A 14,526-nucleotide genomic window follows, 5' to 3' on the forward strand; every position below is an offset into this window, starting at 1 on the left:
ATGTACCGGGTGTGTTTCGTCTGTACGGGCAACATCTGCCGCTCGCCCATGGCCGAGGCCGTCTTCCGGGCGCAGGTGCGGGAGGCGGGCCTGGACGGGCTGGTGGAGGTCAGCAGCGCGGGCACCGGCAGCTGGCACCTGGGCGAGGACGCCGATCCCCGGACGGCAGCCGTACTGGGCACCGCCGGCTACCCGCTCCACCACACCGCGCGGCTGTTCGAGCCGGACTGGTTCGAACAGCACGATCTCGTCGTCGCGCTCGACGAGGGCCACGCCGCCGAGCTGCGGTCCATGGCGCGCAGCACCGCCGAGGCCGCGAAGGTGCGGCTGCTGCGCTCCTACGACCCCGACGCCGACCCGGACCGGCTGAGCGTGCCCGACCCCTATTTCGGCGGCTCGCGCGGCTTCGCCGAGTGCCTGGCGATGGTGGAGGCCGCCGCCCCCGGGCTGCTGTCGGAGGTCGACGCGGCGCTCGAGGCCCGGGAGGCGGGCTGATGGGCCCGGCGCCGCCCGGGAGCCGGAGCCTGGAACAGCGCGTCGCCCGGCTGCTGGGGTACGCCGTCGCGTCTGCCGCTCCGGTCGGTGGTGGCTCGATCTGTGACGCCTACCGGGTCTCCGGCGGCCTCGGCGGCGAGCAGGACGGAGGACCGTTCGAGACCGTCTTCGCCAAGTCGCTGGACGCCGCGCCCGCCGACTTCTTCGCCGCCGAGGCCGCCGGGCTCGCGCGGCTGCGCGCCACCGGCGCCGTGCGTGTGCCCAGGGTGTACGCCGTCGAGCGGGACGTTCTCGTGCTGGAGTGGATGGAGCCGGGGGCGCCCGACCGGTCGGCGGCCGAGCGGTTCGGGCGGCAGCTGGCCGCGCTCCACGAGTCCCCGGCGCCGTCCTGGGGAACCCCCGGCGAGCCCTGCTATCTGGGCCCGTTGCCGCTGACGTCACCGCCCGAACCGGTGACCGAACCGGGGGCCTGGCCACGCTTCCACGCCGAGCACCGGCTGCTGCCGCTGCTGCGCGCCGCCGTGGACAGCGCCCATATCGGGCCGCGGGACGCACGGGACGTCGAGCGCCTGTGCGACCGGCTCGACGACCAGGCCGTGGCCGGACCCCCGCAGCCGCCCGCCGTCATCCACGGCGACCTGTGGTCGGGCAATGTGCACTGGGCGGCGGACGGCGGGGCCGTGCTGATCGACCCGGCCGCACAAGGCGGCCACCCCGAGACCGATCTGGCGATGCTCCAGCTGTTCGGCTGCCCCGAACTGCCGCGCATCCTCGCCGCGTACGAAGAGGTACGGCCGCTGCCGGGGCGGCAGTCGCGGCTGCCGCTGCACCAACTCCAGCACCTGCTGGTACACGCCGTGCTCTTCGGCGGCGGTTACGGTGCCCAGAGCGGCGCCGCCGCGCGGGGCGCTCTCGCGTGAGGCGGGGCGCTCTCGCACGAGGGCGAACGTTGTGGTTGCGGCGCTCGCATGTTCCCTGAGGACCCGGCAAGGAGGTATGCATGACCGCACCGGACGATCCGCCGCTCACCGGGCCACGGCTCGACTACGGGCCGGCCAACGACGCCGACGGCACCCGGGTGGTGCGAGCCGGACTGCCTGCCGAGGAGCCGTACGAGCCGCCGCTGCCCGGCCCCGTCTTCGCCGCGCACTACCATCTGCCCGGCGAGGTGGAGGGAGCGCCGTACGCGTACGGGCGGGACGCCAACCCCACCTGGACCCGGCTGGAGCAGGCGATCGCCGACCTGGAGGCGCCGGGCGACCCAGACGCCGAGGCGGTCGCCTTCTCCTCCGGGATGGGGGCGATCTCCGCCGTACTGCTCTCGCAGGTCAGGCCCGGGCAGACGGTGGTGCTCCCCTCGGACGGCTACAACCTGCTGGCCGCCCTCCACGAACGGCTGGAAGGTTTCGGTGTCCAGGTGCGCACCGCCCCCACCGGCGGGGACGCGCAACTCGCCGAACTGGACGGGGCGAGCCTGCTGTGGCTGGAGACGCCCTCCAACCCGGGGCTGGACGTGTGCGACATCCGCAAGCTGGCCGACGCGGCGCACGAGCGGGGCGCGCTGGTGGCGGTGGACAACACCCTGGCCACCCCGCTCGGGCAGCGCCCCCTCCTGCTGGGCGCCGACATCTCGGTGGCCAGCGGCACCAAGGCGCTGACCGGGCACGGCGATGTGCTGCTCGGCTATGTCGCCACCCGCGACGCACAGGTCGCGGCGGCGGTACGCGGCTGGCGCAAAACAGTCGGTGCGATTCCGGGGCCCATGGAGGCTTGGCTCGCGCATCGTTCGCTGGCGACGCTGGATGTGCGCACCCAGCGCCAGGCGGGCAACGCGCTCGCGGTCGCCGAGGCGCTGACCGCGCGCCCCGAGGTGAGCGACGTGCGCCACCCGGGGCTGTCCGACGACCCCGCACATCCGCTGGCGGCCCGGCAGATGAGCCGCTACGGCTGCGTCGTCTCCTTCACCCTCCCCGACGAGGCGTACGCCAACCGGTTCCTGGCCCGGCTGAGGCTGGTGAGCGACGCGACCAGCTTCGGCGGGGTCCGCTCGACGGCCGAACGCCGGGGCCGCTGGGGCGGCGACGCGGTGCCGGACGGTTTCATCCGGCTGTCGGTGGGTGTGGAGGACAGCAGGGACCTGGTGAGGGACGTCCGCCGCGCCCTGGACGAGGCGGCGGGCTGAGGCGTCAGGACCTCTTCGGCGTCAGGCCGTGGGGGTCTCGGGGCCGCCGTACTCCGGGCTGGAGTAGTCGGGGCTGGAGAACCGGGGGCGGGAGGGCGTCTCCTCCGCCGTCTCGGACGAGGGGCGGCTGGAGAACCCCGGGTGCGAGTAGCCCAGCCGACTGCCGGGCGACTGCGGTACGTATGCCGTCGGGGCCTGCTCAGGGCCGTTCGGATCAGCCAGCGCCTCCCGCAGGAACGGCACCACCCCCCGCTCCAGCAGCGCCTCGCGCCAGGCGGCGCGGGCCAGCGCCACCTCCTCGGCGAGGCTGCTGCCGCCCGGATCGGCGCCCTGCCGCTCCCCGCCGGGATCTCGGATCGAACTGGCGCCGTTGCGCAGCGCCATCAGCAGCAGCCCCGCCATGGCCACCAGGATTCCGGCCGCCGCGAACGCCGCGAACACCCAGCCGGCGCTGCGGATCGGCCCCGCGACGGCGGGCTCGGGGGAGAGCAGCCGCAGCGCGTACCCCAGCAGCAGGAAGATGACGGCGGCCGTGGCGGCCAGCAAGGGGGCCAGCACCGAGACCATCGCCGCCAGCCCGGCGCCGGACGCCTCCGCGAGGGACTCGCCGCCCATCGCGCCGACCAGCTTTTCGCTCACGCTGCTGCCGCCGCCCTGGCCGGGGCCGCGCACCTCGGCGGCGCCGTTCTCGTGCGCGGAGCCGCCCCGGCCCGGGGAGCCGGAGACGGAAGGCGCGTTCTCCGGGCGGCGCAGCTCTTCCCGCAGCCGTACGAACTGCTGGTACTCGGCCTCGGCGCAGGCGGCTATCGCGGTCGCGGCGCTGAGCGCCATCGTGCGCAACTGCTCGGCGTTCAGCCGTTGCCCGACCGCCGCCAGGCCGGGGCGGCGGTGGGCGGTTCGCAGTGCCTCGTCGAGGACCCGCTCGAACTCGGGCCGGTCTTCGCGCAGCAGGTGCGGAGCGCTGTTCATGTGCATCCCCCGATGCTCCGTAGGGCCCAGGCGGCCGGTCGAGGGCGGGGCAGGTCAGCGGACAACTCGTTTCGGCAAGCCGATGGTAGAGCTGTTCCGGCGCCGCGTGACAGAGAGTTTCCAGAATTGACCCGCTACAGCGATGCCCCCCAGCCGATCACCTCTGGAAGAACACCTGCCCTGTTATCCGCGCGCGAATCAGAAGCGGTGTGGAACCGCACGCCGCGCGCCCGCCCTTGGGGACCCCACGCCCCCCGGCGCGGGGTCACTGCACCAGCGGGAGCCGCGCGATGAGGAGCTTTCCGGCCATGGTGACGCCGCCGTCCATGGCGACGGCCAGCCCGTCCGCGTACACGTGCGGACCGGTGACCTCGGGCGCGCTCTCGCCGTCCTCGCTGTCGACTTCGCCGAGCAGATACGGGATCGGGCTGTGCCCGTGCACGATCCGCTTGCCGCCGAAGGCGTCCAGCAGCTCGCGGACGGCGGCGGGCCCTGCGGTCTCCTCACGGAAGGCGAAGCGCTTGGTGAACTTGCGGAACAGGTCCCAGGTCTCCTCGGCGTCGTTGCGCTGGAGGGCTTCGGTGATCGCGTCGTTGACGTCCTCGATCGTGTCGCCGTAGTCCAGGTAGCAGGTGGCGTCCGAGTGCACCAGCAGATGGTTGTCGGCCAGCGCGATGGCGTCCAGCCGGGACATCCACTGCACATGGTGGTCGGCCAGCCGTTCCATGTCCGTGCGCTGGCCGCCGTTGAGCAGCCAGGCCGCCTGGAACGAGGCCGTGCCCGCACCGGAGTTGACCGGTGTGTCCCCGAACCGCTTGGCGCCCAGCAGCAGCAGTTCGTGGTTGCCCATCAGTGCCTTGCAGTAGCCGCCCGCGGCCGCGGCCTCGGCGGAGAGCTGCATGACCAGCTCGATGACGCCGATGCCGTCGGGCCCCCGGTCGGTGAAGTCGCCCAGGAACCACAGCCGCGCGTTGCCCGCGATCCAGTGGCCTTCCGCGTCGATGATCCCGAACTGGCGCAGCGCGGTGCGCAGTTCGTCGAGGTAGCCGTGCACGTCCCCGACGACGTAGAGCGGCCCCTCACCCTCGTTGGCCGTCCCCGCGGGCACCGGCACGTCCACCATCGTCGGCTCGGGCCCGTCGCTCTTGGCGGCGGCCATGGCCCCGACCACGGGCAGGTCCCGCGCTGTGGGCGTGTAATCCTCGGCCGGCCCGGCGGGCGCGGGCTCGTTCGGCACGGATTCGTTCCGTACGGACGCCTGCGGGGCGTGTGCTTCCCGTACGGGTGCGCCGAGCGGGGTGCGCGGATCGGCCCGGACGGGGCCAGGTCCCCCCGGTGCCACCGCCGCTGCGACCGCGCGCGGGTCGGAGGGCCCGGCCACCGCGCGCGGCCCGGCCGCCGTCGCGGCGTCCTGTGCCGCCGCTGACAACGCCGGGGCGGTTCCCGCGCCGTGCGTCGTCGTCCCGCCGTGCCATACGTCGGGTCCCTGACCGGCCCCCTGAGTCATCGACCCCTCCACCATCGCGCCGCCGCCGTGCACCGCAGGACCTCCCCCTTCCATGGGGCCCCAGTCGCTGGTCTTTCGGCCGGGGTGCCGCCCCAGGTCGGGAGCCGGTCCCGGTGTCGTCCTCACCCGGCCTTCGGCCGGGAGTGCCCCCAATCATAGGAACGCAGGTCGCGGCTTGTGACGCACCTGGGGTCGCGCATTTGACGAGGTGCCACGAGCCGGAGGGAATTCCTCCTGAATTCTCCGCTGTCGTACCCTACGGAATCCGTGCTCGGGGGCGTGCGGGCCACGCCACTCACTCGCTTGCGGGGGCGCGGGGAGCGCTCACCGTCGTCCGCGCGCTGCCGCGCCGGGACGAGGTGCGCACGATCAGCTCGGTCGGCATCACCCGCTGGACCGGGCGGGCCGGGGCGAGCCCTTCGATGGCGTCGATCAGCAACTGGGTGACGGCGTTGCCGATCCGTCCGGGTTTCAGCGAGAGCGTCGTGATGGGGGGAGCGGTCGTGGCGTAGGCGGGGGACTCGCTGCAGCACACCAGCAGCAGATCCTCCGGCACCCGCAGCCCGTACCGGCGTGCGGCGGCCAGCAGGTCGGTGCCGTTGGGGTCGAAGAGCCCGTACACCGCGTCCGGGCGGTCGGGTCTGGCCAGCAGCCGGTCTGCGGCGACGGCGCCCGCGCACGGATCGTGCGCCGGGTAGCGCTCGTAGACCGGCTCCTGGCCCACGCGTTCGCACCAGTCCAGGTACGCGGTGGTCGACAGTCGGGTGTAGGTGTCGGTGCTGGTGCCGGTCAGCAGCCCGATACGGCGGGCACCGGACTCGGCGAGGTGGTCGAGGATGCCGCGGACGGCCGCTTCGTGGTCGTTGTCCACCCAGGCGGCCACCGGCAGCGAGTCGCTGGGGCGGCCGTCGGAGACGACGGGCAGTCCGGAGCGGAGGAGTTCGCTGACGATCGGGTCCTGCGCCGAGGGGTCGACGACGACGGTGCCGTCGAGCGCCACATTGGACCACACGTCGGGGCCACCGCCGCCCGCGGGCCCGCTCCGGGCCGGCGCAGGGAGGATGACCAGCGCATAGCCGCGGGCCAGCGCGGCCGAGGTGGCGGCCGCGGCCATCTCGGCGAAGTAGGCGAACTCCGTGAAGGTGAACGGTTCTTCGCCGTACGTCGTCACTGTGAGGCCGATCAGCCCCGATTTTCCCGTGCGCAGCGTCCGGGCTGCGGCCGAGGGGCGGTAGCCCAGCCGCTCGGCGACCTCCCGGACGTGGCTGCGCGTCGCGTCCGGGAGACGGCCCTTTCCGTTGAGGGCGTCGGAGACAGTCGTGATGGAGACACCGGCTGCGGCGGCGACATCTCTGATGCCCGCCCGCCCGTTCAGCCGGGCTCCACCGCGGGGCGGGGGGCACCTTCCGGCCACGGGCGGGGGGACGGAAGTAGATGTCCGAGCCGCCTGATGCTTCTCTGCTGCTGTCATGGCGAGCCGATCGTAGGCCCGGAGCATGACGAGCGAGGGGGCTGTTCGAGCGCTGTGTGCAGGCACGGTTCTGCACGAACCGCTTGCGCCGACGACCATGGAAACCCCAGCTCGGAGCGGGTCTGCCTGGCGCGTCCCCGGTCGCGGCTGCGGTCTGCGGCAGTGCCCGGGCGAGGTGTCGGACAGGGCGCAACTCACCTTCACGAGCGATGCGCGCCACAGCGCCCGCCACCAGCGCGCGGAGCGGAACGGCGCACGCAGGCGCGCGCACGGGAGCGCGCCAGGGGGCGCGCACGGAGGGAGCTCCGGACTGTCAGGGTGGCGCGGGAGCTACGCCGCACGGGTGAATCCTCATAAGGTGAAGAGCATTGGCGCGCAGGAGCCAGTGTGAGACCGGTGCGCGGTCCCGAGGCGACGACGGAGGAGGAGCAGCGGTGAGTGACACGAGCGAGCGGCGGGCGGACGGGCCCCGGCTGCGGGAGGCGCTGGAGGGCATTCCCAGCTACAAGCCGGGGCGTCCGGCAGCCGCCTCGGGCCCCGTCTCCTACAAGCTGTCCTCGAACGAGAACCCCTACCCTCCGCTGCCCGGAGTGCTGGAGTCGGTGACGTCGGCGGCGGAGTCCTTCAACCGCTACCCCGACATGGCCTGCACGGGGCTGTACGCGGAGCTGGCCGAGCGGTTCGGGGTGCCTGTCCCGCATCTGGCGACCGGCACCGGTTCGGTCGGCGTGGCCCAGCAGCTCCTCCAGGCGACGGCGGGCCCCGGCGACGAGGTGATCTACGCCTGGCGCTCCTTCGAGGCATACCCGATCATCACCCAGATCTCCGGTGCCGCCTCGGTGCGGGTCCCGCTGGCCGGGGGTGCGGAGTACGAAGCGCACGATCTGGACGCGATGGCGGACGCGATCACCGAGCGCACCCGCCTCATCTTCGTCTGCAACCCCAACAATCCGACGGGCGCCGCCATCCCCGGCGCCGAGCTGGAGCGGTTCCTGGACCGGGTGCCCCGTGAGGTGCTGGTGGTGCTGGACGAGGCGTACCGCGAGTTCGTCCGGGACGAGCGGGTGGTCGACGGTCTCGAGCTCTACCGGGACCGGCCGAACGTATGTGTGCTGCGGACCTTCTCCAAGGCGTACGGCCTGGCCGGGCTGCGGGTGGGTTTTGCCGTTGCCCATGAGCCGGTGGCCGCCGCGCTCCGGAAGACGGCGGTGCCCTTCGGTGTGAGCCAACTCGCACAGGAGGCCGCCATCGCCTCGCTGCGCAGCGAGGATGCGCTGCTGGAGCGGGTGGAGGCGCTTGTGAAAGAGCGCACACGCACCCTCGCGGAGCTGCGCGGACAGGGCTGGACCGTGCCGGAGTCGCAGGCCAACTTCGTCTGGCTGCGGCTGGGGGAGCGTACGGCCGCGTTCGCGGAGCAGGCCGAGGCCGCCGGGGTGACGGTCCGCCCGTTCCCGGGCGAGGGGGTGCGGGTCACCGTGGGGGAGACCGCAGCCAACGACATCTTTCTGCAGGTGGCGGCCGCCTTCAGAAAAGAGCTGTAGGCAGGTGGGAGCCGAGGGCGGGCGTGCCGGACCGTGTGGGCGCCCGCCCTCGGCTTGAAGGGACCCCCGCTCGCATGTCCGAAATGGCGGCGTCGTACGCTAGGTCTTGTGAATGTGAACGCATTCACGAAGTCTCGCGCTGGTGTGTGAAGGAGTAAGCGACGTGACGGATCTTGCGTTGGCGCCGGAGACACTGGCGCGCTGGCAGTTCGGCATCACGACCGTCTACCACTTCCTCTTCGTCCCCCTCACGATCTCGCTGGCCACCCTGACCGCCGTGCTCCAGACGGCGTGGGTGCGCACCGGCAAGGAGAAGTACCTCAAGGCGACCCGCTTCTGGGGCAAGCTCTTCCTGATCAACATCGCCATGGGCGTGGTCACCGGCATCGTGCAGGAGTTCCAGTTCGGGATGAACTGGTCGGCCTACTCCCGCTTCGTCGGCGACATATTCGGCGCACCGCTCGCCTTCGAGGCGCTGATCGCCTTCTTCATGGAGTCGACGTTCATCGGGTTGTGGATCTTCGGCCGCGACAAGCTGCCGAAGAAGCTGCACCTGGCGACGATCTGGCTGGTCGCCCTCGGCACCATCGCCTCCGCGTACTTCATCCTGGCCGCGAACTCCTGGATGCAGCACCCGGTCGGCTACCGCCTCAACGAGGAGACGGGCCGCGCGGAGATGACCGATTTCTTCGGCATCCTGTTCCAGAACACCGCGCTGGCGCAGTTCTTCCACACCATGACCGCCGCCTTCCTCACCGGCGCCGCGTTCATGGTCGGCATCTCCGCCTACCACCTGCTGCGCAAGAAGCACATCGCCGTGATGCGCAGCTCGCTGCGGCTCGGGCTGGTCACCCTGGTGGCCGCCGGACTGCTCACCGCCGTCAGCGGCGACCGGCTCGGCAAGATCATGTACGAGCAGCAGCCGATGAAGATGGCCTCGGCCGAGGCGCTGTGGGACACCCAGGCACCCGCCCCCTTCTCCGTATTCGCCTACGGCGACGTCGAGAAGGGCCACAACAAGGTCGCCATCGAGATCCCCGGCCTGCTCTCCTTCCTCGCACACGACAACTTCCACGAGGCCGTCCCCGGCATCAACGACACCAACGCGCACCTGAAGGAGAAGTTCAAGGACAGCACGGGCCTGGACGACTACCGGCCCAACATCCCCGTCGCCTACTGGTCCTTCCGCTGGATGATCGGCTTCGGGATGGCCTCGCTCACGCTCGGCGCCGTCGGCCTCTACCTCACCCGGCGCAGGTTCTGGCTGGCCGAACGGCTGCGCACCGGCGAGGACGAGGTGCCCCGGCTGGCCCTCACCAGGAACCGCGAGCTGAACCCCCGGCTGGGCACCTGGTACTGGCGGCTGTCCGTGCTCACCCTCGGCTTCCCGCTGATAGCCAACGCCTGGGGCTGGATCTTCACCGAGACCGGCCGTCAGCCCTGGGTCGTCTACGGCGTGCTGCCCACCTCGGCCGCCGTCTCGCCCAGCGTCTCCCAGGGCGAGGTCCTCACCTCGCTGATCGCCTTCACCTCGCTCTACGCGCTGCTCGCGGTGATCGAGGTGAAGCTCCTGGTCAAGTACGTCAAGGCCGGCCCGCCCGAGCTGACCGAGGCCGATCTCAACCCGCCCACCCGGATCGGCGGCGACCCCACGGGCACCGACGCCGACGCCGAAGACCGGCCGATGGCCTTCTCGTACTGACTGACCCGTACCGACCCGTGCCGACCCGAGCTGACCCGTACTGACAGACAGGGGCGCTGAGCAATGCAACTTCATGACGTCTGGTTCGTCGTCATCGCCGTCCTGTGGATCGGCTACTTCTTCCTCGAGGGCTTCGACTTCGGCGTCGGCATCCTCACCAAGCTGCTCGCCCGCGACCGGGCCGAGCGGCGGGTGCTGATCAACACCATCGGGCCAGTCTGGGACGGCAACGAGGTGTGGCTGCTCAGCGCGGGCGGCGCCACCTTCGCCGCGTTCCCCGAGTGGTACGCCACCCTCTTCTCCGGGTTCTACCTGCCGCTGCTGGTCATCCTCCTGTGCCTGATCGTGCGCGGCGTCGCCTTCGAGTACCGCGCCAAGCGCCAGGAGGAGCACTGGCAGCGCAACTGGGAGCACGCGATCTTCTTCACGTCGCTGCTCACCGCGTTCCTGTGGGGTGTGGCCTTCGCCAACATCGTGCGCGGCGTGCGGATCGACGCGGACATGGAGTACGTCGGCAACCTGACCGATCTGCTCAACCCCTACGCGCTGCTGGGCGGGCTGGTCACGCTGGGTCTGTTCACCTTCCACGGGGCCGTCTTCACCGCGCTCAAGACCGTCGGCGACATCCGCACCCGGGCGCGGCGGCTGGCGACGAGGACCGGTGCGGGCGCGGCCGTGCTCGCGCTGGGCTTCCTGCTGTGGACACAGGCCGACCGGGGCGACGGCGCCTCGCTGGTGGCGGTCGTGGTGGCCGCCGTGGCACTCGCCGCAGCGCTCGGCACCAACCTCGCGGGCCGCGAGGGCTGGTCGTTCACCTTCTCCGGACTGGCGATCGTGGCGGCCGTGGCGATGCTCTTCCTCTCCCTCTTCCCCGACGTCATGCCCTCGACGCTGAACGAGGAGTGGAGCCTGACCGTCACCAACGCGGCCTCCACCCCCTACACGCTGAAGATCATGACCTGGTGCGCGGCCGTCGCCACCCCCGTCGTCCTGCTCTACCAGGGCTGGACGTACTGGGTCTTCCGCAAGCGCATCGGCACCCAGCACCTCGCCCCCTCGGGCGGGCACTGAGTCCGGGGCGGTCCGATGAAACCTGTCGACCCGCGGCTTGCGCACCACGCCCGTGCCACCCGCGTCTTCCTCGTCGCCGTGGTGGCCCTCGGGCTGGCCGGAGCCGGACTCGTCGTCGCCCAGGCGGTGCTGCTCACGGACGTGGTCGTCGGCGCCTACCGGCACGGCCGGTTCGAGCAGGGCGCGCTGCTCCTGCTCGCCGCCGTCTCCCTCGCCAGGGGCCTGGTCTCCTGGCTGACCGAACTGGCCGCACACCGGTCGGGCGCCGCCGTCAAGTCCCAGCTGCGGCGGCGGCTGCTGGAGCGGGCCACCACGCTGGGCCCCGGCTTCCTCACCACCCAGCGCACCGGCGAGCTGACCACCCTCGCCACCCGGGGCGTCGACGCGCTCGACGACTACTTCGCCCGCTATCTGCCCCAGCTCGGCCTCGCCGTCGTGGTGCCCGTCGCCGTGCTGGCCCGTATCGTCACCGCCGACTGGGTATCGGCAGCCATCATCGTCGTCACCCTGCCGCTGATCCCGGTGTTCATGGCGCTCATCGGCTGGGCGACCCAGTCCCGGATGGACCGGCAGTGGAAGCTGCTGGCCCGGCTGTCCGGCCACTTCCTCGACGTCGTCGCCGGACTGCCGACGCTCAAGGTCTTCGGCCGCGCCAAGGCCCAGGCCGACAACATCCGCGCCATCACGGCCGACTACCGCCGCGCCACCCTGCGCACCCTGCGGCTGGCCTTCCTCTCGTCGTTCGCGCTGGAGCTGCTGGCCACCATCTCCGTGGCCATCGTCGCGGTCAGCATCGGAACCCGCCTGGTGCACGGAGAGCTGGACCTGCACACCGGGCTGATGGTGCTGATCCTCGCTCCCGAGGCGTATCTGCCGCTGCGGCAGGTGGGCACCCACTACCACGCCGCCGCCGAAGGGCTGGCCGCTGCCGAGTCGGTCTTCGACGTGCTGGAGCGGCCCCTGCCGGCGCACGGCTCGGCCCGGGTGGACGCACGGAACGCCACCGTGACGCTCAAGGGCGTGGCCGTTCGGCACCCGGGACGGTCCGGCTACTCCCTGCCGCCGACGGATCTGACCCTGCGCCCCGGTGAGACGGTCGCCCTCACCGGACCCTCCGGCGGCGGCAAGTCCACGCTGCTGTCCGTCCTGCTGGGCTTCACCCCGGTGACGGAGGGGCGGGTGCTGGTGGGAGGGGTCCCGCTCGACGAGCTGGACCTCGCCGCCTGGCACCGGCAGATCGCCTGGGTGCCCCAGCACCCGTACCTCTTCGCGGGGACGATCGCGGAGAACGTCCGGCTGGCACGGGCCGACGCCGATGAGGCAGCCGTCGCGCGGGCGCTCGCCGACGCCGGGGCGCCGGATCTCGACCCGGCGCAGGAACTGGGGGAGTCGGGCGCTGGTCTCTCCGCGGGACAGCGCCGCCGCGTCGCTCTGGCCCGCGCCTTCCTCGCCGACCGCCCCCTGGTGCTGCTGGACGAGCCGACGGCCGCGCTGGACGGGGCGACCGAGGCCACCGTGCTGGCCGCCGTCCGCCGCTTGACCAGGGGCAAGACGGTCATTGTGGTGACCCACAGGCCCGCACTGCTGGCAGCGGCGGACCGGGTGAGGGAGCTGACCCATGTACCGGGGCCGGCTGTCTCAGCAGCCTTGGGGCAGTCTGCCGCGAGGGGCGGCAGTGGAGGTCCCTCCGGCCGGAGGCCGGGGGAGGGCCGAGGCGGCCCGCGGACGCCAACCGACGCTCAGTCCTCACTCACCGTGGACGCCGCCCCCGCACGGAGCCCCCTCACCCGCGTACGGGACACCGCCCACAGCTCGCGCCGCAAATTCGCGCTCGCCCTCGCCCTGGGCGCCCTCGCGCTGGCCAGTGCGGTGGGCCTGATGGCAACCTCCGGCTGGCTGATATCGCGCGCCGCCCAGCAGCCCCCGATCCTCTACCTCATGGTCGCGGTCACCGCGACCCGCGCGTTCGGTATCGGACGCGCCGTCTTCCGCTACGCGGAGCGCCTCGTCTCGCACGACGCGGCCCTCCGTGTCCTCGCGGAACTCCGCGTCACCGTCTACCGGCGCCTGGAGCGCCTGGCTCCTGCGGGTCTGAAGGACAAGGCCCGCGGCGATCTGCTCACCCGCCTGGTCGCCGATGTGGACGCGCTCCAGGACTACTTCCTGCGCTGGCTGCTCCCGGCGACCGTTGCCGGAACGGTCGGCGTGGCTGCGGTCGCCTTCACCGCATGGCTGCTGCCCGCCGCCGGTGCCGCCCTCGCGGTCGGCCTGGCGGTTGCGGGCATCGCGGTGCCCGTGCTCACGGCGGCGCTCTCCCGCCGTACGGAGCGCCGGCTGGCCCCCGCGCGGGCCCGGCTGGCGGTCCGTACGGTGGACCTGCTCACCGGCACCGCCTCCGGGGAGCTCCCGGTCACCGGCGCGCTCGCGGCCCGCCGCGCAGAGGCGACGGCGGCGGACACGGAGCTGACCAGGATCGCGGCGCGCTCGGCTTCCCGCACGGCGCTGGCGTCCGGGCTGAGCACCCTGGCGGCCGGTCTGACGGTGACGGCAGCGGCGTGGGCGGGCGCGCGCGCCACCACGGACGGCGCCCTCGACGGTCTCCTGCTGGCCACGGTCGTCCTCACCCCACTGGCCGCATTCGAGGTGGTGACGCCGCTTCCGCAGGCCGTGCAGTTCCGGCAGCGGGTGCGGCGCTCGGCCGAGCGGGTGTACGAGGTGCTGGACGCGCCCGCGCCGGTCGAGGAACCGGAGCACCCCGATCCACTCCCCGCCGACCCGTTCCCCCTCCGCGTCCGCGAGCTGACCGTCCGCTATCCGGACGCCCCGGCCGCGGCGCCCCCTGCTCTCGCCGGCTTCGACCTGGACCTGACGCCGGGCCGCCGAGTCGCCGTCGTGGGCGCCTCGGGCTCCGGCAAGACGACCCTCGCGGGCGCGCTGCTCCGCTTCGTGGACCCGGTGGCGGGCACCTACACCTTCGGCGCGGCCCCCGCCGTCTCCGCGTTCGACGCGGCGACCGACACCGTCCGGCGGCAGGTCGGCCTCTGCGCCCAGGACGCCCACCTGTTCGACAGCTCGCTGCGGGAGAACCTGCGGCTGGCCAGGCCGTCCGCGACCGGGCCCCAACTGCGCACGGCGCTCGCCGCCGCCCGCCTGGACGACTGGGTGGCCACGCTCCCGGACGGCCTGGACACCATGGTCGGCGAGCACGGCGCCCAGCTCTCCGGCGGCCAGCGGCAACGCCTCGCGCTGGCCCGCGCCCTCCTCGCGGACTTTCCCGTCCTCGTCCTGGACGAGCCCGCCGAACACCTGGACCTGCCAACGGCGGACGCGCTGACCGCCGACCTGCTGACCGCCACCGAGGGCCGTACGACGGTACTGATCACCCACCGCCTCCAGGGCCTCGAAGCCGTGGACGACATCGTCGTCCTGGACGCCGGCCGTCCGGTCGAACGCGGCACCTACGCCCAACTTGCCCATGCCGACGGCCCCTTCGCCGCCATGCTCGCCCGCGAACGCGAGGCGGCGGGTGCCGCGGGGGCGGTAGGTGCCGTGGGTGCAGCGGGGGCCGCGCCGCTGGCTGTCGGCTGA

The 14,526-nt window shown here is 72.7% G+C and carries 10 protein-coding genes; 7 read left to right on the forward strand and 3 right to left on the reverse strand.

All coding sequences use genetic code 11. The features are described 5' to 3' along the window. The 3 genes from JW592_RS17755 (at window position 1) to JW592_RS17765 (ending at window position 2,677) form a co-directional block, all read left to right on the forward strand. Window positions 1–495 (forward strand): low molecular weight protein-tyrosine-phosphatase, encoded by a 495-nt coding sequence (locus tag JW592_RS17755; RefSeq protein ID WP_209266104.1) that lies wholly within the window; start codon window positions 1–3, stop codon window positions 493–495. Then, a complete protein-coding gene (locus tag JW592_RS17760) occupies window positions 495–1,415 on the forward strand; it encodes a fructosamine kinase family protein (protein WP_209266105.1) in 921 nt (306 codons plus the stop codon). The genes JW592_RS17755 and JW592_RS17760 overlap by 1 nt, the downstream gene beginning before the upstream one ends. A gap of 80 nt (window positions 1,416–1,495) precedes the next feature. Then, on the forward strand, window positions 1,496–2,677 hold the full coding sequence (locus tag JW592_RS17765) for a cystathionine gamma-lyase (protein WP_209266106.1): 1,182 nt from the start codon (window positions 1,496–1,498) through the stop codon (window positions 2,675–2,677). 21 nt (window positions 2,678–2,698) lie between these two features. Here JW592_RS17765 and JW592_RS17770 read toward each other — a convergent pair whose 3' ends face one another. The 3 genes from JW592_RS17770 to JW592_RS17780 form a co-directional block, all read right to left on the reverse strand. Next, window positions 2,699–3,652: a hypothetical protein gene (locus tag JW592_RS17770; RefSeq protein ID WP_209266107.1), complete on the reverse strand. Its 954-nt coding sequence runs from the start codon at window positions 3,650–3,652 to the stop codon at window positions 2,699–2,701. Between the two features lie 259 nt (window positions 3,653–3,911). After that, window positions 3,912–5,168 (reverse strand): metallophosphoesterase family protein, encoded by a 1,257-nt coding sequence (locus JW592_RS17775; protein WP_209266149.1) that lies wholly within the window; start codon window positions 5,166–5,168, stop codon window positions 3,912–3,914. Between the two features lie 280 nt (window positions 5,169–5,448). Beyond that, complete coding sequence (locus JW592_RS17780) at window positions 5,449–6,624, reverse strand: LacI family DNA-binding transcriptional regulator (RefSeq protein WP_209266108.1); 1,176 nt, start codon at window positions 6,622–6,624, stop codon at window positions 5,449–5,451. A 434-nt stretch (window positions 6,625–7,058) separates the two neighbouring features. Between JW592_RS17780 and hisC the strand changes: the two genes are divergently transcribed. From hisC to cydD, 4 genes are all read left to right on the forward strand, one after another. Further along, window positions 7,059–8,165 carry a histidinol-phosphate transaminase gene (gene hisC, locus JW592_RS17785; protein WP_209266109.1) on the forward strand — a complete coding sequence of 369 codons (1,107 nt, stop codon included), beginning with the start codon at window positions 7,059–7,061 and terminating at the stop codon, window positions 8,163–8,165. A 163-nt stretch (window positions 8,166–8,328) separates the two neighbouring features. Beyond that, window positions 8,329–9,867, forward strand: a complete 1,539-nt coding sequence (locus JW592_RS17790) for a cytochrome ubiquinol oxidase subunit I (RefSeq protein WP_209266110.1) — start codon at window positions 8,329–8,331, stop codon at window positions 9,865–9,867. 63 nt (window positions 9,868–9,930) lie between these two features. Then, entirely contained in the window at window positions 9,931–10,938 is a 1,008-nt protein-coding gene (gene cydB / locus JW592_RS17795; protein WP_209266111.1) for a cytochrome d ubiquinol oxidase subunit II, read from the forward strand. A gap of 15 nt (window positions 10,939–10,953) precedes the next feature. Beyond that, window positions 10,954–14,526, forward strand: coding sequence for a thiol reductant ABC exporter subunit CydD (cydD, locus tag JW592_RS17800; protein WP_209266112.1), 3,573 nt, complete (start codon window positions 10,954–10,956; stop codon window positions 14,524–14,526).

This window comes from Streptomyces spirodelae (assembly GCF_017676385.1).
Taxonomy (GTDB): Bacteria; Actinomycetota; Actinomycetes; order Streptomycetales; family Streptomycetaceae; genus Streptomyces; species Streptomyces spirodelae.